Annotated in this window: 18 protein-coding genes and 1 other annotated feature; of the genes, 14 read left to right on the forward strand and 4 right to left on the reverse strand. The window is 35.2% G+C overall.

Features of this window, described 5'->3' with window-relative positions; all coding sequences use genetic code 11:
- Positions 1–2: 2 nt before the first annotated feature.
- The 3 genes from mnmE to rpmH form a co-directional block, all read right to left on the reverse strand.
- Positions 3–1,382 (reverse strand): tRNA uridine-5-carboxymethylaminomethyl(34) synthesis GTPase MnmE, encoded by a 1,380-nt coding sequence (mnmE, locus tag NGI30_RS10325; RefSeq protein ID WP_251521938.1) that lies wholly within the window; start codon positions 1,380–1,382, stop codon positions 3–5.
- A gap of 159 nt (positions 1,383–1,541) precedes the next feature.
- Positions 1,542–1,886 (reverse strand): ribonuclease P protein component, encoded by a 345-nt coding sequence (gene rnpA / locus NGI30_RS10330; RefSeq protein ID WP_285813503.1) that lies wholly within the window; start codon positions 1,884–1,886, stop codon positions 1,542–1,544.
- Positions 1,887–2,055: 169 nt separating this feature from the next.
- Complete coding sequence (gene rpmH, locus NGI30_RS10335) at positions 2,056–2,193, reverse strand: 50S ribosomal protein L34 (protein WP_251943734.1); 138 nt, start codon at positions 2,191–2,193, stop codon at positions 2,056–2,058.
- 689 nt (positions 2,194–2,882) lie between these two features.
- Between rpmH and dnaA the strand changes: the two genes are divergently transcribed.
- The 6 genes from dnaA to gyrA all read left to right on the forward strand — a co-directional run bounded on the left by dnaA (position 2,883) and on the right by gyrA (position 12,262).
- Complete coding sequence (gene dnaA / locus NGI30_RS10340; protein WP_251943736.1) at positions 2,883–4,247, forward strand: chromosomal replication initiator protein DnaA; 1,365 nt, start codon at positions 2,883–2,885, stop codon at positions 4,245–4,247.
- Positions 4,248–4,491: 244 nt separating this feature from the next.
- Complete coding sequence (dnaN, locus tag NGI30_RS10345; RefSeq protein ID WP_251521628.1) at positions 4,492–5,622, forward strand: DNA polymerase III subunit beta; 1,131 nt, start codon at positions 4,492–4,494, stop codon at positions 5,620–5,622.
- Between the two features lie 634 nt (positions 5,623–6,256).
- Entirely contained in the window at positions 6,257–6,490 is a 234-nt protein-coding gene (gene yaaA / locus NGI30_RS10350) for a S4 domain-containing protein YaaA (RefSeq protein ID WP_251521630.1), read from the forward strand.
- Positions 6,487–7,602 (forward strand): DNA replication/repair protein RecF, encoded by a 1,116-nt coding sequence (recF, locus tag NGI30_RS10355; RefSeq protein ID WP_251943738.1) that lies wholly within the window; start codon positions 6,487–6,489, stop codon positions 7,600–7,602. Before yaaA ends, recF begins: the two co-directional genes overlap by 4 nt.
- Before the next feature lie 11 nt (positions 7,603–7,613).
- Complete coding sequence (gyrB, locus tag NGI30_RS10360; RefSeq protein WP_418129335.1) at positions 7,614–9,545, forward strand: DNA topoisomerase (ATP-hydrolyzing) subunit B; 1,932 nt, start codon at positions 7,614–7,616, stop codon at positions 9,543–9,545.
- 35 nt (positions 9,546–9,580) lie between these two features.
- Positions 9,581–12,262, forward strand: coding sequence for a DNA gyrase subunit A (gene gyrA / locus NGI30_RS10365; protein ID WP_251943742.1), 2,682 nt, complete (start codon positions 9,581–9,583; stop codon positions 12,260–12,262).
- A 120-nt stretch (positions 12,263–12,382) separates the two neighbouring features.
- Here the strand turns inward: gyrA and NGI30_RS10370 are convergent, their stop codons facing one another.
- Positions 12,383–13,195 carry an NAD(P)H-hydrate dehydratase gene (locus tag NGI30_RS10370; protein ID WP_251521639.1) on the reverse strand — a complete coding sequence of 271 codons (813 nt, stop codon included), beginning with the start codon at positions 13,193–13,195 and terminating at the stop codon, positions 12,383–12,385.
- A gap of 412 nt (positions 13,196–13,607) precedes the next feature.
- Between NGI30_RS10370 and hutH the strand changes: the two genes are divergently transcribed.
- The 8 genes from hutH to rplI all read left to right on the forward strand — a co-directional run bounded on the left by hutH (position 13,608) and on the right by rplI (position 22,686).
- The gene (gene hutH, locus NGI30_RS10375; protein WP_251943743.1) at positions 13,608–15,116 is read left to right on the forward strand and encodes a histidine ammonia-lyase; all 1,509 of its coding nucleotides are present in this window, start codon (positions 13,608–13,610) and stop codon (positions 15,114–15,116) included.
- A gap of 55 nt (positions 15,117–15,171) precedes the next feature.
- Positions 15,172–15,369, forward strand: a binding site (T-box leader).
- Between the two features lie 66 nt (positions 15,370–15,435).
- Positions 15,436–16,719: a serine--tRNA ligase gene (serS, locus tag NGI30_RS10380; RefSeq protein ID WP_251943746.1), complete on the forward strand. Its 1,284-nt coding sequence runs from the start codon at positions 15,436–15,438 to the stop codon at positions 16,717–16,719.
- A 360-nt stretch (positions 16,720–17,079) separates the two neighbouring features.
- On the forward strand, positions 17,080–17,775 hold the full coding sequence (locus NGI30_RS10385; protein ID WP_251943748.1) for an AzlC family ABC transporter permease: 696 nt from the start codon (positions 17,080–17,082) through the stop codon (positions 17,773–17,775).
- Positions 17,772–18,101 carry an AzlD domain-containing protein gene (locus NGI30_RS10390; protein ID WP_251943752.1) on the forward strand — a complete coding sequence of 110 codons (330 nt, stop codon included), beginning with the start codon at positions 17,772–17,774 and terminating at the stop codon, positions 18,099–18,101. Before NGI30_RS10385 ends, NGI30_RS10390 begins: the two co-directional genes overlap by 4 nt.
- 70 nt (positions 18,102–18,171) lie before the next feature.
- A complete protein-coding gene (gene metX / locus NGI30_RS10395) occupies positions 18,172–19,140 on the forward strand; it encodes a homoserine O-acetyltransferase MetX (RefSeq protein ID WP_251943754.1) in 969 nt (322 codons plus the stop codon).
- A gap of 194 nt (positions 19,141–19,334) precedes the next feature.
- Positions 19,335–20,261, forward strand: coding sequence for a DUF2232 domain-containing protein (locus NGI30_RS10400; protein WP_251944006.1), 927 nt, complete (start codon positions 19,335–19,337; stop codon positions 20,259–20,261).
- Between the two features lie 14 nt (positions 20,262–20,275).
- Positions 20,276–22,243 (forward strand): DHH family phosphoesterase, encoded by a 1,968-nt coding sequence (locus NGI30_RS10405; RefSeq protein WP_251943757.1) that lies wholly within the window; start codon positions 20,276–20,278, stop codon positions 22,241–22,243.
- Positions 22,240–22,686, forward strand: a complete 447-nt coding sequence (gene rplI / locus NGI30_RS10410) for a 50S ribosomal protein L9 (protein ID WP_251521653.1) — start codon at positions 22,240–22,242, stop codon at positions 22,684–22,686. The genes NGI30_RS10405 and rplI overlap by 4 nt, the downstream gene beginning before the upstream one ends.
- Positions 22,687–22,695 lie beyond the last annotated feature (9 nt).

A 22,695-nucleotide genomic window follows, 5' to 3' on the forward strand; every position in this document is an offset into this window, starting at 1 on the left:
TTTTATTTACCTAAGCAAAATTGACTAAATAGTTGATCGATCAATTCCTCGCTCGCTGATTCTCCGATAATTTCGCCTAAAATTTCCCAAGTTCTCGTCAAATCAATTTGAACCATATCCATTGGCACCCCTGATTCGGCTGCGTCAATTGCATCTTGTATACTATGTCTTGCTTGTTTAAGTAATGAAATGTGTCTTGAATTAGATACATAGGTCATATCTTGATTTTGGACATCTCCACTAAAGAATAAGTCTCGAATTTGTATTTCTAATTGATCAATGCCTTCTTGTTTTAACATAGAAGTTTGAATCAATGGCATATCGCCTATCATTTCCTTAACTTCATCTATATCTAGATTTTGTTCTAAGTCCATCTTATTAACAATAACAATGGCATCTTCATTTTTGATTACTTCATATAATTTACGATCTTCTTCAGTTAAACCTTCATTATAATTAATTACAAATAAGATTAAATCCGCTTCACTTAATGCTTTACGAGAGCGTTCAACACCGATACGTTCTACGATATCTTCAGTATCTCGAATTCCCGCTGTATCAACTAGCCTTAGCGGTACGCCACGTACATTGACGTATTCTTCTAATGTATCTCTTGTTGTCCCTGCAACTTCAGTTACAATCGCTTTATTATCTTGGATGAGATTGTTTAACATGGAAGACTTCCCGACGTTTGGTTTACCTACGATGACTGTTGATAAACCTTCACGCATTATTTTACCTTGCGTTCCAGTCTCTAGTAACTGGTTTATTTCTTGTTTAATTTGATTAGACTGCTTTAGTAAAAATTCATTCGTCGCATCTTCAACATCATCGTATTCTGGATAGTCAATATTCACTTCGACTTGCGCAAGAATTTCGAGGATGGATTGTCGCTGTCGCTTAATCATGTCACTTAAACGACCTTCAATTTGGTTCATAGCAACTTTGGATGCACGATCCGTTTTAGAACGTATGAAATCCATTACGGCTTCAGCTTGTGATAAATCAATACGACCATTTAAGAATGCGCGTTTAGTATATTCACCAGGTTCAGCCATTCGTGCACCGTGTGTCATCGTCAATTCTAACACCCTATTAATAGTTAAAATACCACCGTGACAGTTTATTTCTACGATATCTTCTCGTGTGAATGTCTTGGGCGCTCTTAATACTGACACCATGACTTCTTCGACAACTTCATTCGATTCTGGGTCGATGATATGGCCATAATTAATCGTGTGGGTAGCAACGTTTTCTAGACTTTCTTTACCTTTATATAATTTGTCTGCAATATTAACGGCCTCATTACCTGATAAACGAACAATACCTATCGCCCCCTCGCCCATCGGGGTAGAAATGCTCGTTATCGTATCTAAATCCATCATCATTCTCGCCTCCTTGCGTCAAAATAATCATTAAAATATTGTATATAAAATTACAGTTAAAAGCGAATAAATTATTCAAAAATCACATCAAGTTAGACTTAGGTTTGTCTTAGGTAAGACTGACGTACGTCTATTAATACGCCTCCCCTACCCTATTTATATGCGTTTATTAAAAACCTTAGCTATTTTAAGGACATGTTCCAAACTTGATTGTATTTGAATCGTATTCATATCTTTTGCAGGTTGTCTAGCGATCACAATAATTTCAATTGGAATAATATCATTTTTATGAACTTTAAAGTTTTCACGAATTGCTCTTTTTATTTTATTGCGCACAACAGCATTCCCTAATTTTTTCGAAACGCTAATACCTAATCTAAAATGTTCTAAATCTTTATTCGTTTTAGTATAAATAACAAATTGTCTATTTGCGACAGATTTCCCTCTTTTATAAATCATTTGGAAATCACTATTTTTTTTAATTCGATATGCTTTTTCCAACGAACATCACTCGCTTATCTCCATATTTACATTCTATTATAATGTAAATGTTAGTTCCTTCTATAGTAAATATCTTTCATTTAAGTATGAAAATAAAAAAACTTTATCAAAAATTATGATATTTACTGCTTTTCAAACCAAAAAAAAGACCACTGATGAGTCAGTGATCTTATGCTGATAAAACTTTACGGCCTTTACGACGACGACGCGCTAATACTTTACGGCCATTCTTAGTGCTCATGCGTTTTCTGAAACCATGCACCTTGTTATGTTTACGTTTATTTGGTTGATAAGTACGTTTTACCATGTAAAAACACCTCCATCTTATTATTCGATTCTTTAACTATTATTATAGATAAATGCGTATACAAGTCTGCTTTTATTCTTGATTTAACTTCATTAATAATTAGTCACGATTCAAGCAACTACTACAATATAACAAAATCTATTTTATAAAGCAAGGTCATTTTTTCTAAAACTTTCACAAAACCACTGTAGCCATACGATTTTACCCCTATTTTTTCAACAGCTCGCTTACATTTTCGAAAGAAGTATAAGTAATATTTATCGCTTATACATTTTTCATGCATACACTATAAATTATTTCCCGACCGTACAAATTCAATTATTTCTGATATACTACTCACTTCGACTAAGTTATCCACTTATTCACAGATATTCTTCAAAATTTTGTGGATAAATATATTGTTATACACAACTTTCCACATGGTTTAGGAACATATTCACAGTCATTTGACATCTATGAATGTTAAAAAGTATAATTGTGTGGATAAGTCGTATAATCACTGATACATATAGGGTCTATTATTCTGGTTTATATACATATGCCTGTGTGTAACTTTGAAAAAATAACTATTTATCCACTGATTGTGTGTATCTTGTGGATAATTGTCAACAACATGTTATTTTTTCTATTCACATATGTGTGTACTGTGTATAACTTTTAAAATTTATGAAATATGGAGTTTGTTAATTATGTCAGAACAAGAAATATGGGAAAGAGTTTTAAGTTTAGCTCAAGAAAAAGTAAGCTATCCGAGTTATCAAACCTTTCTAAAGGATACAAAGCTATATTCCTTAGAAAATGATGAAGCTATCGTTGTAATTGATGATCCATTTGTAGCCAACTGGTTGAAATCTCATTACGTAGAAATTATTCAAACTGCATTATACGAAGCAATAGGACATGAAATCATGCCTGTCTTTTACTCAGAAGATGAATTAGCAAGTATGAATTCAAAGAGCAACTCATCTCCAGCACCACAACAAAAGGAAGAATCAGAGAACAATGGTGTAGATGAAGCATCTGTAAGTGGCGATCAATTCAATACGCACAACACATTTGAAACGTTCGTTATCGGGCCTGGCAACAGATTTCCTCATGCCGCAAGTTTAGCCGTTGCCGAAGCACCCGCCGAAGCGTATAATCCACTATTTATTTATGGTGGCGTCGGACTTGGCAAGACACATTTAATGCACGCAATTGGACATTACGTATTAGCTAATGATCCCAATGCCAAAGTAATTTATACCTCTAGTGAAAAGTTCACGAACGAATTCATCAAGTCAATACGAGACAATAAAACAGAACAATTTAGAGAAAAATACCGTAATATCGATGTTTTACTCATTGATGATATCCAATTCATTCAAAACAAAGAGCAAACCCAAGAAGAATTCTTCCATACATTCAACGAATTACATCAAGCGAATAAACAAATCGTTATTTCAAGTGACCGACCTCCAAAAGAAATAGCAAAGTTAGAAGATCGTTTACGTTCAAGATTCGAATGGGGCTTAATCGTTGATATTACACCACCAGATTATGAGACGAGAATGGCGATTCTTCATAAAAAAATTGAAGAGGAAAACTTAAACATTCCTTCTGAAGCACTCAACTACATTGCAAATCAAATTCAATCAAACATTCGTGAATTAGAAGGTGCTTTAACGCGTGTATTAGCATTTTCAAAGTTACAAGGACAACCTATCACGACTGAACTAACAGCCGCAGCTTTAAAAGATATTATCCAAGCACCTAAATCTAAGAAAATTACAATTCAAGATATACAAAAGATTGTCGGCCAGTTCTATAACGTGAAGATTGAAGACTTCAGTGCGAAGAAACGTACAAAATCAATCGCATACCCGCGTCAAATTGCGATGCACTTATCTCGTGAGTTAACTGATTTCTCACTACCGAAGATTGGTGAAGAATTTGGTGGTCGTGATCATACAACTGTGATTCATGCACACGAAAAAATTGTCAAAGACATGCAAAATGATGCGACATTCAAACAAGAAGTTGAAAATTTAGAAAAAGAAATTAGAAATCAGTAAAAAACCTGTACTATAACAGATTAAATTACTGAATTTGAGGAATAGAAAAAAAGAAATAGTTTTTAACAATTGTGGATAATGTGAAAAAGTCATACACACTATAAACAGGTTATCCACAGCAAATAATAGTTGTCACTGTTGAACTTTATTGGGTTATCCCGTAATCCACAAGACCTACTACTATTACTACGAATTTAAAACCTATATAATTATATATAAACGACTGGAAGGAGTTTATTTAACGATGGAATTCACAATTAGAAGAGATTATTTTATTAATCAACTTAACGATACATTAAAAGCCATCTCACCAAGAACAACATTACCGATTTTAACTGGTATTAAATTAGATGCTAAAGACAACGAAGTGATACTTACTGGTTCTGATTCTGAAATCTCAATTGAAATCACTATACCAAAACAAGTAGACGGTGAAGATATTGTTGAAATCTCAGAAACTGGTTCAGTTGTACTTCCTGGTCGTTTCTTCGTAGATATTATTAAAAAATTACCAGGTAAAGATGTAAAACTTTCAACAAATGCACAGTTCCAAACACTTATCACATCAGGCCATTCCGAATTTAATTTAAGTGGTTTAGATCCAGATCAATATCCATTACTACCACAAGTATCACGTGATGATGCAATTCAATTATCAGTAAAGGTATTGAAAAACGTGATTGCACAAACGAATTTCGCAGTGTCCACCTCAGAAACACGCCCAGTATTAACAGGGGTCAACTGGCTTATACAAGATAATGAATTAATATGCACTGCAACCGATTCACACCGTTTGGCTGTCAGAAAAGTTGAATTAGAAGATGAGACTGAAAATAAAAATGTCATCATTCCTGGTAAAGCTTTATCTGAATTAAATAAAATCATGTCAGATAGTGACGATGACATCGATATTTTCTTTGCTTCAAACCAAGTTTTATTCAGAGTAGGCAATGTAAACTTTATCTCTCGTTTACTAGAAGGTCATTATCCAGATACTTCACGTTTATTCCCAGAAAATTACGAGTTTAAATTAGGAATCAATAACGGTGACTTCTATCATGCAATCGATCGTGCTTCTTTATTAGCACGTGAAGGTGGTAACAACGTAATTAAGTTAAGTACGGGAAATGAGTTAGTAGAACTGTCTTCTACATCTCCAGAGATTGGTACTGTAAATGAGGAAGTTACTGCAAGTAATGTCGAAGGTGGCAACTTAAAGATTTCATTCAACTCAAAATATATGATGGACGCTTTAAAAGCGATTGATAACGATGACGTTGAAATTGAATTCTTCGGTACAATGAAACCATTTATCTTAAAACCAAAAGATGATGATTCAGTGACACAACTAATTTTACCAATCAGAACTTATTAATTTGAAATTACCCATGCTTAACCACTAAATTAATAACCAACTATGGGAGTGGGACAGAAATCGAATTTTCTAATAGAGATTTCGTAGTCCCATCTCGATAAGGATAACTAGGATTGAAAAAAGCTTGTTCTAAGCGCATTTTCAATTCAGACATCTACTGCCAAATTGATAAAGAGTCTGAGACACCTATTTTTGTCTCAGGCTCATTTTTTATTAAAAATCATATGTAAAATTACATACCATATTTAAATGCTACTGAGCGAGTCACAGTGAATCATAAATTAAAATGCATGGTTTTATACCAAAATATATAAATTGAAGCCAAAATGACCCTTAAAACACGTTATATGATTCAAATAAGTTTGTGGATGAGAGTTTAGATTATTTTACGATTGTTATGTTTTTAAAGTTTTCAATTCATTTTTTGAGTCGTTATTTTTCGACAGTATGAATTAAAACTATGTGTGTATTTTTGCTATAATGTAAGTAGTTAAAACAATATAAAACAGATATAGAGAGAATCATTTAAATTTCTGTAAATAAAGTTTAAAGTAATCGCTTTCTTTCCTGTATTTTGAATGAAAATTTTCCTCAAAAAAGGTATAATATAGGAATGACCTAATAAAGAAACGGAGTGATTGATTTGGTTGAAGAAATCATCGTAGACGGAGACATTACATTAGGGCAATTTCTCAAGACAGAAGGAATTATCGAGTCTGGAGGACAAGCCAAATGGTTCTTACAAGACTTTGAAGTCTTTATCAATGATGAACGTGAAACGCGTAGAGGTAAGAAGTTAAATCATCAAGATCACATAGATATACCAGAAGTTGGTTCGTTTTTGATTTTACATCAAGGTGAAGAATGAAACTTAACACACTCCAACTAGACAACTATCGAAACTATGAATCTATTACTTTAGATTGTCATCCAGAAGTAAATATCCTCATTGGTGAAAATGCTCAAGGTAAAACGAATCTCCTAGAATCTATTTATACGTTAGCGCTAGCGAAAAGCCACAGAACATCCAATGACAAGGAACTTATACGTTTTTCTAGTGATTATGCTAAAATAGAGAGTGAACTAAGTTATAGATATGGCGTTATGCCTCTAACGATGTATATAACCAAAAAAGGAAAGCAAGTTAAAATCAATCACTTAGAACAAAGTAGACTGACTCAATACATCGGCCACTTAAACGTCGTACTATTTGCACCCGAAGATTTAAATATAGTTAAAGGTTCGCCACAAATCAGACGAAAATTTATCGACATGGAACTCGGGCAAATTTCAGCAGTTTACTTAAATGATTTGTCACAGTATCAACGTATTCTCAAACAAAAGAATAACTATTTGAAGCAATTGCAATACGGAAATAATACGGATAGCACGATGCTCGAAGTTTTAAATCAACAATTTGCTGAATACGCATTGAAAGTGATGCAAAGAAGAGCGCATTTTATAAACGAACTAGAATCTCTAGCTAGACCTATTCATTCTGGAATTACGGATAATCGCGAAACATTAGTATTGAAATACATGCCAAGCATGAAGCTAGACTTTATTAACAAAACCGAGACGGAACGCTTGGAGGATGTCTTAACAATACTTAACGATAACAAGGAACGTGAAATGGATAGAGCAGTTTGTCTTTACGGTCCGCATAGAGATGACTTAGGTTTTAATATTAACGAAATGGACGCTCAAATTTATGGATCCCAAGGGCAACAACGGACGACAGCCTTATCGATTAAGCTTGCAGAAATTGAGCTTATGAATATCGAAGTTGGAGAGTATCCGGTATTACTGTTAGATGACGTGCTCAGTGAGTTAGATAACTCGAGACAAACACACTTGTTAAGTACGATACAACATAAAGTACAGACGTTCGTAACAACAACATCTGTGGATGGTATCGACCATGAAATTATGAAAAATGCAAAGCTATTTCAAATTCAACAAGGTGAAATTATTAAGTAACGAAAGTGAAGGTGGAAACATTGTCAGATGTGAACAACAGGGAAGATTATGGCGCTGGTCAAATTCAAGTATTAGAAGGCTTAGAAGCTGTAAGAAAACGACCAGGTATGTATATAGGTTCAACCTCAGAAAAAGGTTTACACCATTTAGTATGGGAAATTGTCGACAATAGTATTGATGAGGCACTTGCAGGCTACGCAGATGAAATCAACGTTGTGATTGAAAAAGATAATTGGATTAGAGTTACAGATAATGGACGAGGTATTCCAGTAGGTATCCAAGAGAAAATGGGTCGTCCAGCAGTGGAAGTTATCTTAACAGTACTTCACGCAGGCGGAAAGTTTGGCGGAGGCGGCTACAAAGTCTCTGGTGGCCTACACGGTGTAGGTTCTTCAGTAGTAAACGCACTGTCCGAAGACCTAGAAGTTTATGTACATAAAGATAAACAAATTTATCATCAAGCCTACAAAAAAGGCGTTCCACAATTCGACTTAAAGGTTATTGGTGAAACGAAAGAAGAAACTGGGACAGAAATTCGATTTAAAGCTGACCCTGAAATTTTCACTGAAACGACGGTTTATAATTATGAGATTTTACAACAACGTATTAGAGAATTAGCTTTCTTAAATAAAGGTGTAGCCATCCGTCTAAAAGACGAACGAGAAGAGGAAGTTCGTGAAGATGCGTATTATTACGAAGGTGGTATTAAATCATATGTAGAAATGCTTAATGAGAATAAAGAACCGTTACACGAGCAACCAATTTATGTACATGAATCCAAAGATGATGTAGAAGTTGAGATTGCCTTACAATACAACAATGGTTATGCTACAAACTTATTAACATACGCAAATAATATCCACACATATGAAGGCGGAACACACGAAGAAGGCTTTAAACGTTCACTTTCACGTGTACTTAATAGTTATGGCTTAAATAGTAAAATCATTAAAGAAGACAAAGAGAGATTATCGGGTGAAGATACACGAGAAGGTCTAACGGCAGTCGTCTCAATCAAGCATGGTGATCCACAATTCGAAGGACAAACAAAGACGAAACTTGGAAATTCAGAAGTACGTCAAATTGTTGATAAGATTTTCTCAGAGCTATTTGAACGTTTCTTATATGAGAACCCACAAGTGGCACGTATCGTAGTAGAAAAAGGTATTATGGCATCTCGTGCACGAATCGCAGCTAAAAAAGCACGTGAAGTGACACGTCGTAAATCAGCATTAGAAATTTCAAGCTTACCAGGTAAACTTGCAGATTGCTCTAGTAAGGATCCAGAGCGCAGTGAAATCTTTATTGTCGAGGGTGACTCTGCCGGGGGGTCTACAAAGTCAGGTCGTGACTCAGAAACGCAAGCGATTTTACCATTACGAGGTAAGATTCTAAATGTGGAAAAGGCACGTCTAGACAGAATCTTAAATAACAACGAAATTCGCTCTATGATTACAGCATTTGGTACGGGTATCGGTGGTGAATTTGATTTAAGCAAAGCACGTTACCACAAGATTGTTATTATGACTGATGCCGATGTCGACGGTGCACATATACGTACGTTATTACTCACATTCTTCTATCGCTTTATGAGACCGTTAATCGAAGCGGGTTATGTATATATTGCACAACCACCATTGTTTAAATTAACGCAAGGTAAACAAAAATACTATGTGTTTAATGAACGTGAATTAGAAAAATTAAAATCAGAATTAGACCCATCACCTAAATGGTCCATTTCACGTTACAAAGGTCTTGGTGAGATGAATGCAGATCAACTATGGGAAACTACGATGAATCCAGAGAATCGTGCAATGCTACAAGTTTCATTGGAAGATGCAATTGATGCAGACCAAACATTCGAAATGTTAATGGGCGATATTGTAGAGAACCGTAGACAGTTTATTGAAGACAACGCAGTTTATGCAAATTTAGATTTCTAGAGCAATAATCTGAATTTTTGAAGGAGGATATCTTGATGGCTGAATTACCTGAATCAAGAATTAATGAACGGAATATAACAAGTGAAATGCGTGAATCGTTTTTAGATTATGCGATGAGTGTTATTGTGTCTCGTGCATTACCAGATGTAAGAGATGGTATGAAACCAGTGCATCGACGTATTTTATATGGATTAAACGAACAAGGCATGACACCAGATAAACCTTATAAAAAATCAGCACGTATCGTCGGGGACGTTATGGGTAAATACCACCCTCATGGTGACTCTTCAATATACGAGGCAATGGTTAGAATGGCACAGGATTTCAGCTATCGATATCCTTTAGTAGACGGTCAAGGTAACTTCGGTTCCATGGACGGCGATGGCGCAGCAGCAATGCGTTATACAGAAGCCCGTATGGCGAAGATGACGCTTGAAATGCTTAAAGATTTAAATAAAGATACGATTGACTTTATAGATAACTATGACGGTACAGAAAGAGAGCCGTCAGTCTTACCTTCTCGATTCCCTAACTTACTTGTAAATGGTGCTTCAGGGATTGCAGTTGGTATGGCGACGAATATCCCGCCTCATAATCTAACTGAGGTTATTAATGGCATAATTAGTTTAAGTTACAATCCAGATTTGACGATTGCTGAAATTATGGAAGATATTCAAGGCCCAGATTTCCCTACTGCAGGTATTATTTTAGGTAAAAGTGGTATTAGACGTGCCTATGAAACGGGACGTGGTTCTGTTCAAATGCGTGCACGTGCTGAAATCGAAGAACGTGGCGGTGGCCGTCAACGTATCATCGTTTCTGAAGTACCTTATCAAGTCAATAAAGCACGTATGATTGAGAAAATTGCCGAACTCGTACGTGATAAAAAAATTGAAGGTATTACAGATTTACGAGATGAAACAAGTTTACGTACGGGTGTACGTGTCGTTATAGATATTAGAAAGGATGCTAATGCAAGCGTCGTTCTAAATAATTTATACAAACAAACACCATTACAAACATCATTCGGTGTAAACATGATCGCCTTAGTGAACGGCAGACCAAAACTGATCAACATTAAAGAAGCATTAGAACAATATTTAGATCATCAAAAGGTCGTAGTCAGAAGACGTACAGAATATAATCTGAAAAAAGCACAAGACCGTGCACACATTTTAGAAGGTTTAAGAGTCGCACTAGACCACATTGATGAAATCATTAGCATTATTCGTGAATCAGAAACAGATAAAGAGGCTATGACACGTTTACAAGAAGGTTTCAAGTTATCTGAGCGCCAAGCTCAAGCGATTCTCGATATGCGTTTAAGACGTCTAACTGGTTTAGAGCGTGACAAGATTGAAGATGAATACAACAACTTGATTGAGTACATTAAAGAGTTACAAGCAATTCTTGCCGATGAAGAACGCTTACTTCAAATCGTAAGAGATGAGCTTATCGATGTTCGTGACCGCTTTGGCGATGAGCGTCGCACTGAAATTCAATTAGGCGGTTTAGATAGTATTGAAGATGAAGATTTAATACCTGAAGAACAAATCGTCATTACATTAAGCCACAATAATTACATTAAACGATTACCAGTTTCTACATATAGAGCTCAAAATCGTGGTGGGCGTGGCGTCCAAGGTATGAATACGTTAGAAGAAGACTTTGTCAGTCAGCTTGTAACGATGAGTACGCACGATAACGTCTTGTTCTTTACGAATAAAGGCCGCGTGTATAAACTTAAAGGTTATGAAGTGCCGGAACTCTCACGTCAGTCTAAAGGAATACCAATTATCAATGCGATAGAGCTAGATTCCGATGAAAAAATCAGTACGATGATTGCCGTGAAAGACTTAGAAAGTGAAGAAGATTACTTAATATTTGCGACACTTAAAGGACGTGTGAAACGTTCTGCATTAAGTAATTTCTCACACATTAATAAAAACGGTAAAATCGCAATAAGTTTCAAGAATGATGATGAGTTAATTGCGGTAAGACTTACTGACGGTAATGAAGATGTCTTAATCGGTACATCTCATGCTTCATTAATCCGTTTCTCAGAACAAACGTTACGTCCACTTGGTCGTACGGCAGCTGGTGTGAAAGGTATTACGCTTCGAGAAGGAGACGAAGTTGTCGGCTTAGATGTGGCACATGCTAGCAGTGATGATGAACTTCTTGTAGTAACTGAAAATGGTTACGGTAAACGTACACCAGTCAAAGATTACCGCTTATCAAATCGTGGCGGTAAAGGTATCAAAACAGCAACAATTACTGAACGTAATGGTAACATCGTTTGTATTACTTCTGTAACTGGCGAAGAAGATTTAATGATCGTTACGAACTCAGGTGTAATCATCCGTATTGATGTGCAAGATATTTCACAAAATGGACGTAGTGCTCAAGGTGTCCGTCTCATCAAGTTAAGTGATGATCAGTTCGTTTCAACAGTAGCTAAAGTAAGTGAAGAAGAGAAAAAAGAAGAGGCCCTCGAAACATCCGAAGTAGAACAAGGTGAAGATGAAACTTCAACTGAGAGTGAATCAATTGTTGATGATCAAACACCTGGTAATACAATTCATACTGAAACAGAGGATGAAAGTACTACTTCAGACAATACAGATTCAACAGAACGCCAAGAACTTAGACAAGACTTCATGGATCGTGTAAATGAAGATATTGAAAACGAAGATAACGATGACAATGATGAATAACAAATAAACAAGCACGACCTTTCTTTATTAGAAAGGCCGTGCTTTTTTTATATAATTTATCGAATTTGTAGAGATTACATTAAAATTTAGTATGCCTACCCTCTATTTTGGACTGTGAATTTAACTTTCTAATGATTTCATCACATATGGAATTTCATTAATTAATCTTGAAGGTGGAACGACATACATTGAAGAAGATAACTCTTCGCCAATATAACTATGTGTATAAGTCGCACTTGTTACCGCTTCTTCAAAATTATCAAACTGTCCGATAAAGCTTGTAATCATACCAGCTAAAGTATCACCCATACCACCTGTTGCCATTGCAGGTGTGCCGATAGGTAATTTGTAATCACTATTTTTAAAGTAAATTTCTGTGCCGTGCTTTTTAAGAATAACCGTAGAACCTAATTGATCAACCGCTTCACGATTGCGTTCATATGTTTGTTCATCTACAGGAATGTTACTTAAACGCTCCCACTCTTTTGGATGCGGTGTAAAAATCACGTTACATGAAGGGATATCCGGTTTCAATTTACTAAATATAGTAATTGCATCGCCATCCACAATTAAAGTTTGATGTGGTTGGATATTTTGCAATAAGAAAGTAATTGCGTTGTTCCCTTTAAAGTCACAACCTAATCCAGGGCCGATTAAGATACAATCTGTATGCTCAATCATCTTCGTTAACATCTTAGTATCATTGATATCAATAACCATAGCCTCAGGACAACGTGAATGAAGCGCTGCATGGTTAGTAGGATGTGTAGCTACAGTAATTAACCCACTTCCACTAAATACACATGCACGTGCTGCTAGCATAATTGCTCCGCCTAAATTTACATTTCCACCGATTAAAAGAATCTTTCCGTAATCACCTTTGTGAGTTTCTTCATTACGTTTCGGTATGTTAACTGATGATAAAACTTCCACAATTGAAACCTCCCTTAAATAAATACTCATTTCTATTTGTATCGTACGTCTTGCAAAAATAAATGAAGTATGAGCATTGCATATAATTTCCACTATCGAGCTTATATCCTATATGAAAAGGTAATATACTATGTGAAAATAATGTGCTCATATCCATTGATAACAATACGGTCAAAACAACAATTTCTAAATACAATAGTGTATATTATACCTGCTTTGGTCGTAAGTCAATACTTTGATTCGTAAAGAATTTATAAAGTTACATTAACCTTTGTTAAGTTAAACTTTACCCTATTAAATCGGTAACTTAATAATACATTACGGATATTGTGCTAAGTGTTGTTCTTCAAAAAATGTAAGCGTATACTTTTTATTAAACAAAGGATTTATTTAAAACAAAGGAGATGGAAGAATGGTATTACATTTAGATGGTGAATCATTAACAATTAATGAAATTAAGCATTTTTTAGAGCATTCAGATACCGTTAGCATTGGAGATCTCACATTAGAAAGAGTTAGAAAAAGCAGACAAATCGTTGAAGATATTATAGAAAATAAACAAGTTATTTATGGCATAACAACTGGTTTTGGATTATTTAGTGACGTACGCATTGACGAAGGTGAATATAATCAATTACAAACGAACCTAATTCGATCCCATTCATGTGGTATGGGCAAACCTTTCCCTAAAAACGTAGCATTAGTCATGATGGTATTACGACTCAATACATTAATCAAAGGACATTCTGGTGCCTCAGAAGCTTTGATTGATCAATTACAATATTTCATTAATCATCGTATTATCCCAGTTATCCCTGAGCAAGGTTCACTAGGAGCTTCGGGTGATTTAGCACCATTATCTCATTTAACATTAGCGTTAATTGGTGAAGGTGAAGTTTATTATGAAGATCAAAGATTAGACAGTCGGGACGTCTTAAAACGCTTAAATCGTGAACCACATGTGCTAAAGGCTAAAGAAGGTTTAGCGATGATTAATGGTACGCAGCCAATGACAGCACAAGGTATCATTAGTCATATTGAAGCGGAAAGTTTAGGGTTACAAGCAGAGTGGATTGCTTCATTAACACATCAAGCTTTAAATGGTATTACAGATGCTTATAATGAAAACGTACATAAAGTAAGAAACCATCCAGAACAAATTGAAGTGGCAGCACGTATGAGAGACTGGCTAGAAGGTTCAGAACTAACGACAAAACAAGGTGATATAAGAGTACAAGACGCGTATACATTACGTTGTATTCCTCAAATTCATGGTGCAAGTTTCCAAGTCTTCAATTATGTAAAAGAAAAACTAGAATATGAAATGAACGCTGCGAACGATAATCCGCTTATCTTTGATAATGACAATGAAACATTAGTGATCTCAGGCGGAAATTTCCATGGTCAACCTGTCGCATTTGCTTTAGATTTCTTGAAAATTGGAACAAGCGAGTTAGCCAATGTTTCAGAACGACGTCTAGAACGTCTAGTAAACCCTCAATTAAACCAAGGATTACCGGCATTTTTAAGTCCGCAACCAGGTTTACAAAGTGGTGCCATGATTATGCAATACGCTGCGGCAAGTCTCGTTTCAGAAAATAAAACACTGGCACATCCAGCAAGTGTGGATTCGATTCCGTCTTCAGCCAATCAAGAGGATCATGTTTCGATGGGGACAATTGCTTCACGACACGGTTATCAAATTGTTGAAAACGCTCGTCGTGTTTTAGCAATTGAAACAATCATCGCATTACAAGCAGTCGAACATAAAGATGTTAAAAAGTTATCACCAAAAACATACGAAAAATATAATCAATTACGAAAAATTGTTCCTTCTATTACAGAAGATCGTCAATTCCATAAAGATATTGAAGCAGTATCACAATATCTGCAAGAAGCAGCTTATAAAGAAACAGTATAGTGCGTGTCATGCTTGAAATCACAAAATTGATTTGCTATATTTAATTTAAGTTAATAATAGTATTGTTCGTAGGACAAGTAACATTAATTATTCGATTTCAGAGAGCTTGTGGTAAGTGTGAACAAGTAATCAATATTAATGCGAATCTACCTACTATATGAAAGAACAATCGGTTTTAACCGTTATTTTAGTGTGAGCGCAGTCTAAATTAGACTGTTAAATAGGGTGGCAACGCGTAGACCACGTCCCTTGGGTAAGGGATGTGGTCTTTTTTTATACGCGGAGTCCTCAAATTTATCTTCGAAAGGATGAAATTTTTATGTTGGATATTAAGTTATTCCGTAAGACACCAGATTTAGTTAAAGAGAAAGTTACTAAGCGAGGCATGGACGACAGTGTTGTTGATGACGTATTAAAGTTAGACGACCAACGCCGTGAATTGATTAGTAAAGCTGAAGAAATGAAAGCTGAACGTAATAAAGTAAGTGGTGAAATCGCTCAGAAAAAACGTAACAAAGAAAATGCTGACGATGCGATTGCTGCAATGCGTAACTTAGGTGATGAAATCAAAGCTTTAGATGAACAATTAAATAAAGTAGATGCAGAACTAAACGATCAGTTATCTCGTATCCCTAACTTAATTCATGATGATGTTCCTGAAGGTGCATCAGATGAAGACAATGTAGAACTTAAACGTTGGGGCACACCGCGTGAATTTAATTTCGAAGCTAAACCCCACTGGGATTTAGTGGAAGAATTGAAAATGGTAAATTTCGAAAGAGCTGCTAAAGTATCTGGAGCAAGATTTGTCTATTTAACTGGTGATGGTGCACAACTTGAACGTGCGTTAATGAACTACATGGTAACAAAACATACAACGCAACATGGTTATACTGAAATGATGGTACCTCAATTAGTGAATGCAGATTCTATGTACGGCACAGGTCAGTTACCTAAATTTGAAGAAGATTTATTCAAAGTTGAAAAAGAAGGTCTTTATACAATTCCTACAGCAGAAGTTCCTTTAACAAACTATTATCGTAACGAAATTATTGAGCCGGATGTCTTACCTGAGAAATTTACAGCACAATCTGCATGTTATCGTAGTGAAGCTGGTTCAGCAGGAAGAGATACAAGAGGTCTTATCCGTCTCCACCAATTTGATAAAGTTGAAATGGTACGTTTCGAAAAACCAGAAGATTCTTGGGACGCATTAGAAGAAATGACGACAAATGCTGAAGCGATATTAGAAGAACTTGGATTACCTTATCGTCGTGTGATCTTATGTACAGGCGACATCGGATTCGGTTCAAGCAAAACATATGATTTAGAAATTTGGTTACCAAGTTATAATGAATATAAAGAAATTAGTTCTTGTTCAAATATTACTGATTTCCAAGCACGTCGTTCAAATATCCGTTTCAAACGAGATACAAAAGCAAAACCAGAATTAGTGCATACATTAAACGGTAGTGGACTTGCAGTAGGTCGTACATTTGCGGCTATCGTTGAAAACTATCAAAACGAGGATGGTTCAGTAACAATTCCTGAAGCACTTGTACCATTCATGGGTGGAAAAACAGAAATTCGTCCTTTTAAATAAATTAGAAGAGATTATTTTAAAAGATAGAGTAATAGTTAATAACGAAATCGCTATTCATTTAAGGTAGAAGCTCATAAAAGCTTCTACCTTTTTTATTTTGATTTATAAAACTAAAACCCCTGTACTTATAAGCTTTTTACATTAATTATTTAGTAGTAGGGGAGGTGTAAAAAGCCAAAAATATAGAGGGATGTCTAAAAATATTTTAAAAATTACAAATTCTTTAAATCGTTGATATTTCAATCTTAATAGACAAACGTTTGTCTTCGGCCACACAAACGCGATACTAAAACAGGTGGGAGTTTTCTGAATTTTGTATTAGAATAGCAATACTTATTTTAAAAAAGAGGCGGTGGAAGTTTGGAAGAACATCTATCATTTAGGCAAGGCTTTAGGGAATGTATATCGACTTTATTAGGATATGTAGGAATTGGTCTGTCATTTGGAATAGTCGCAACTTCTTCCGGTTTCCATTTAATAGAAATCATCTTACTCTCATTATTAGTTTATGCTGGGTCCGCGCAATTTGTAATATGTTCGTTAGTTATTGCGGGAACGCCATTATATGCGATTGTTTTAACCACATTTATTATCAATTCCAGGATGTTCCTTTTAAGTCTGACATTAGCACCGAATTTTAAAAATTATGGAATTTTAAATCGTATCGGTCTGGCTTCATTAGTTACTGATGAAACATTTGGTGTAGCCATTACACCTCACGTGAAAGGGGAAAAGATAAACGATCGGTGGCTACATGGTTTAAATATTACAGCGTATACATTTTGGACATTAGCTTCGATAGCAGGTGCTTTATTTGGTAAACAAATTAAAAATCCTGAGAGTTTTGGATTAGATTTCGCAATTATTGCGATGTTTATTTTTTTAGCAGTATCTCAATTTGAGACGATTTCACGTAAACGAATTTCAATTTATGTAAAACTTATCCTCTGTACAATTGTGATGATGTTTGGGTTTAGTATGTTTGTTCCTACATATATTGCAATTCTTATTGCCTCTACGTTGGCAGCATTTTTAGGGGTGGTGTTAGATCGATGACCTCAACAACGCATATACTCATTATTATAGTTTTATGTGGTCTTGTAACTTGGTTAACACGCGTTATACCATTCGTTCTTATATCCAAAGTTGGTTTGTCAGAACGCATAGAAAAATGGCTTTCATTTATACCAATTACTTTATTTACAGCATTAGTTATTGACGGCGTGATAAAGCAACATGAAAGTGGATTTGGTTATAGTTTAAATTTACCGTTTGTAATTACTGTCTTTCCAACGATAGTCGTTGCATTTTGGACACGTAGTTTAACGTCTACAATAATATTTGGCATGTTAATGACAGCATTGATTAGAATATTCATGTAAGGTAATACACATTCATTATTCAGGATATTACGATTTTAATTTGTGGAAAATAAAACTGAGGAGGCTAACAATGACGAATTATACAGTAGATACTTTAGAGTTAGGTTCATTTACTACTGAATCAGGTGAAACGATAAACAACTTAAAATTACGTTATGAACATGTGGGGTATGCAGGACAACCGTTAGTGTTAGTTTGTCATGCTTTAACGGGTGATCATTTAACTTATGGCACAGATGCGGAGCCAGGTTGGTGGAGAGAGATTATTGATGGTGGTTATATGCCTGTACACGACTACCAGTTTCTGACATTTAACGTCATTGGAAGTCCTTATGGTTCTAGTTCTGCATTAAATGATCCTAACTTTCCACAGAAACTTACTTTGAGAGACCTTGTACGAGCAATTGAAAAAGGTCTTGAGGCGTTAGATTACAGTCGAATTAATATCGTGATTGGAGGATCACTAGGCGGTATGCAAACACTTGAACTATTATATAATCGTCGTTTTGAGATAGATAAAGCAGTAATACTTGCTGCAACTGATAAGACTTCCTCCTACAGTAGAGCCTTTAATGAGATTGCTAGACAAGCGATACACCTAGATAATGAAGAGGGGTTAAGTATAGCAAGACAACTGGGCTTCTTAACTTACCGTTCCTCTAAAAGCTATGACCAACGTTTCACACCTTCAGAAGTAGTCTCATATCAGCAACATCAAGGTAATAAGTTTAAGAATAACTTTGATGCCCAATGCTATTTAACACTGCTGGACGTCTTAGATAGTCATGATATTGACCGTGGTAGAAATGACGTAAACGAAGTATTCGCGAATTTAAATACCAAAGTGATGACACTCGGGTTTATTGATGATTTACTTTATCCAAATGATTTAGTACAAGCAATGGGAGAACGCTTTAAATATCACAAACATTGCTTTGTGCCAGATAATGTAGGGCATGATGGCTTTTTATTAAACTTCAACGATTGGGCGCCAAATCTCTATCATTTTTTAAAGGTTTCAAAAATAAAGCGCAAATAAAAATACTGAATTTATTCATCACGCATAAGCAACAAAAATGGAATATTGAACTTTAAAAACTGTTGATAAAGGAAATGAATTAATAATAAATAATAGAAACATTTTCTCAAACACTCTATCTATTAAAAATATAGCCAGTTAAATTGTGTAAAAGTTTTAAAGAGGTTAGAATGGTACGTATAGTTAAAAATAGTATAGGAGTGGCGAACTTGTTTTCTAAAATTTATCCAAAGGCAACTATACTGAGTATATTGGCGCTATTAATAGTCGCTACAATTCTACATATATTGCCACCTTTGGGTCTCATATTAACCCTTTTTGCAACGATACCAGGAATTATTCTCTGGCATAAATCTGTAGAATCATATGGTATAGCTGCCGTGGCTACAGTCGTATTATCTACGTTATTTGGTAATATCTTTGTATTGAGTTTCATGATTATCATCTTAATTATGAGCTTTGTTATAGGGCAATTGCTAAAGGAACGTACAACAAAAGAAAGAATTCTTTATATAACAACAACTTACATAAGTATGATCGTCTTAATAACGATTATGGTGTTACAATCACTTTCCCAATTACCTAAACTAATGAGTCTGATGAAACCAGTTAAGCACCAAATCAAACAAATGATGGAAGAGAGTTCGGTTTCAGGTGATTTTAAAGGAATGTTTGACGAAAGTTTTCGTCAAATGACGGTTCAAATACCAAGTTATATCATTATCGCAATATTTATTTTCGTGTTGGTTAATTTATTAATTACGTTCCCATTGCTACGTAAATTTAAAATCGCAACACCTATTTTCAAGCCATTATATGCATGGCAGATGAGCAAAACGTTACTTTACATATATTTAATTGTGTTGCTTTGTGTTATGTTTGCCAGCCAACAGGGTACTTTCCAAAGTGTCGTATTAAATATGGAAATTGTGTTATCATTATGTATGTATATTCAGGGTTTAAGTGTTATACATTATTTCGGAAAAGCGAAATCTTTACCGCTCGTAATTACAATTATGTTTATCGTTTTCGGTACGTTTATTAATCCATTTACACATATTGTAACTTTACTGGGCGTGATTGATTTATACATCAATTTAAAAGGTATCATTAAAAAATGATTAGAGGTGGAAAAATGAACCGTCAATCCACTAAAAAAGCATTAGTTTTACCATTTATTATTATGGTGTTAACAGCAATTGCGTTAGTTGTGATCTGGTTTATATTTAATCAGCTCGTTGCTGGCATCGCATCAATTGCTTTAATACTTATAATAATTGGGACTTTATTTTTGGTAAGACAGGCTTTTCAAAGATTAGACAACTATGTTGACGATTTAAGTGGACGTGTTTCAGTAGGTAACAATCTCGCAATTAAAAACTTACCTATTGGAATGATCATTCTAGATGACAATGAAAATATTGAATGGATGAACAAATTCATGTCGGAAAGGGTCAACCGCAATGTAATTTCTGACCCAGTAAATGAAGTTTATCCAAACATTTTGAAACAATTAGAAAAAACACAAGAAATTGAAATCGAAGACAATGAACATCACTATCGCGTACAGTACGCAGAAAATGAAAAAGTATTATATTTCTTCGATATTTCTGAAGAAGTTCAAACTAACAAATTGTATGAGGATTCTAAACCAATTATCGCAACGTTATTTTTAGATAACTATGATGAAATAACGCAAAATATGAATGACACACAACGTTCGGAAATCAATTCTATGGTAACGCGTGTCATTAACAAATGGGCGACGGAACACGATGTTTACTTTAAACGTTATAGTTCAGATCAATTCGTAGCTTATTTAAATCAACGAATTTTAAACGAAATAGAGGATAATAACTTTGGAATCTTAGACCAATTAAGAGAAAAAAGTGTCGGTTATCGTGCCCAATTAACATTGAGTATCGGAATTGGTGAAGGGTCAGAGAACTTAATCGATTTAGGTGAGTTATCACAATCAGGACTAGATTTAGCGCTAGGACGCGGTGGTGACCAAGTAGCGATTAAACATATGAATGGTAACGTGCGTTTCTACGGCGGTAAGACTGACCCGATGGAAAAACGTACACGAGTAAGAGCGCGTGTTATTTCACATGCACTGAAAGACATCTTAATGGAAGGTGAAAAAGTCATTATCATGGGACATACACGTCCAGATTTAGATGCTATCGGTGCGGCTATCGGTGTTTCACGATTTGCCATGATGAATAACTTAGATGCATACATCGTATTAAATGATTCTGATATTGATCCGACGTTACGACGCGTTATGGATTCTGTAAATGAGAAACCAGAATTGAAAGAACGTTTTATTACATCAGATGAAGCGTGGGACATCATGACTTCTAAGACAACGTTAGTCGTAGTAGATACACACAAACCTGAAATGGTCATCGATGAAAACATTTTAAATAAAGCAAACCGTAAAGTTGTCATCGACCACCATAGACGTGGAGAGAGCTTTATTTCAAGTCCATTATTAATTTATATGGAACCTTATGCCAGCTCTACAGCTGAGTTAGTTACTGAGTTATTAGAATATCAACCGACAGAACAACGTTTAACAAGACTTGAATCAACAGTGATGTTTGCAGGTATTATTGTCGATACGCGTAACTTCACATTACGAACAGGTTCAAGAACGTTTGATGCGGCAAGTTATTTACGTGCACATGGTGCCGATACGATATTAACGCAACATTTCTTAAAAGATGATATCGATACGTATATCAATCGTACGGAACTCATTCAAACTGTCGAACTACAAGAACATGGCGTGGCAATTGCCCACGGTTCAGAAGAAAAGATTTATCATCCTGTCACAGTTGCACAAGCAGCGGATGAGTTGTTAAGTTTAGACGGTGTAGAGGCATCGTATGTAGTCGCTAGAAGAGAAGATAATGTCGTTGGTATGTCTGCCCGCTCACTAGGTGCAGTCAATGTACAGTTAACAATGGAAGCACTTGGTGGTGGCGGTCACTTAACCAATGCAGCGACGCAACTTAAAGACGTTTCGGTTGAAGAAGCAATCTCACAATTACAACAAGCAATTACAGAACAAATGAGTAGGAGTGAAACTAAATGAAAGTAATATTCACACAAGACGTTAAAGGAAAAGGTAAAAAAGGCGAAGTTAAAGACGTGCCTGTAGGTTATGCTAACAATTTCTTACTTAAGAAAAATTACGCAATCGAAGCGACACCAGGTAATTTAAAACAATTAGAACAACAAAATAAAGCAGCTGAAGCGGAAAGACAACAAGAAATTGAAGATGCTAAAAAATTAAAAGAACAATTAAGCGAACTTGAAGTAGAAGTTTCTGCTAAAACAGGTGAAGGCGGTAAATTATTTGGTTCAGTAAGCACTAAACAAATCGCCCAAGCGTTACAAGAACAACATGACATTAAAATCGATAAACGTAAAATGGATTTACCAAATGGAATTCATGCATTAGGTTACACTAATGTACCTGTAAAATTAGATAAAGAAGTTGAAGGTACAATTCGCGTGCATACAGTAGAACAGTAATAAGGATGA

Source organism: Staphylococcus sp. Marseille-Q5304, from assembly GCF_943737015.1.
In the GTDB taxonomy this organism is placed as follows: Bacteria; Bacillota; Bacilli; order Staphylococcales; family Staphylococcaceae; genus Staphylococcus; species Staphylococcus hsinchuensis.

Coding starts and splice junctions, on each gene's coding strand:
- dnaN (WP_251521628.1), top strand. CDS start 4,492: ATGGAATTCACAATTAGAAGAGATTATTTTATTAATCAACTTAACGAT.
- mnmE (WP_251521938.1), bottom strand. CDS start 1,382: ATGGATTTAGATACGATAACGAGCATTTCTACCCCGATGGGCGAGGGG.
- rplI (WP_251521653.1), top strand. CDS start 22,240: ATGAAAGTAATATTCACACAAGACGTTAAAGGAAAAGGTAAAAAAGGC.
- NGI30_RS10405 (WP_251943757.1), top strand. CDS start 20,276: ATGAACCGTCAATCCACTAAAAAAGCATTAGTTTTACCATTTATTATT.
- gyrA (WP_251943742.1), top strand. CDS start 9,581: ATGGCTGAATTACCTGAATCAAGAATTAATGAACGGAATATAACAAGT.
- recF (WP_251943738.1), top strand. CDS start 6,487: ATGAAACTTAACACACTCCAACTAGACAACTATCGAAACTATGAATCT.
- rpmH (WP_251943734.1), bottom strand. CDS start 2,193: ATGGTAAAACGTACTTATCAACCAAATAAACGTAAACATAACAAGGTG.
- serS (WP_251943746.1), top strand. CDS start 15,436: ATGTTGGATATTAAGTTATTCCGTAAGACACCAGATTTAGTTAAAGAG.
- dnaA (WP_251943736.1), top strand. CDS start 2,883: ATGTCAGAACAAGAAATATGGGAAAGAGTTTTAAGTTTAGCTCAAGAA.
- metX (WP_251943754.1), top strand. CDS start 18,172: ATGACGAATTATACAGTAGATACTTTAGAGTTAGGTTCATTTACTACT.
- hutH (WP_251943743.1), top strand. CDS start 13,608: ATGGTATTACATTTAGATGGTGAATCATTAACAATTAATGAAATTAAG.
- NGI30_RS10390 (WP_251943752.1), top strand. CDS start 17,772: ATGACCTCAACAACGCATATACTCATTATTATAGTTTTATGTGGTCTT.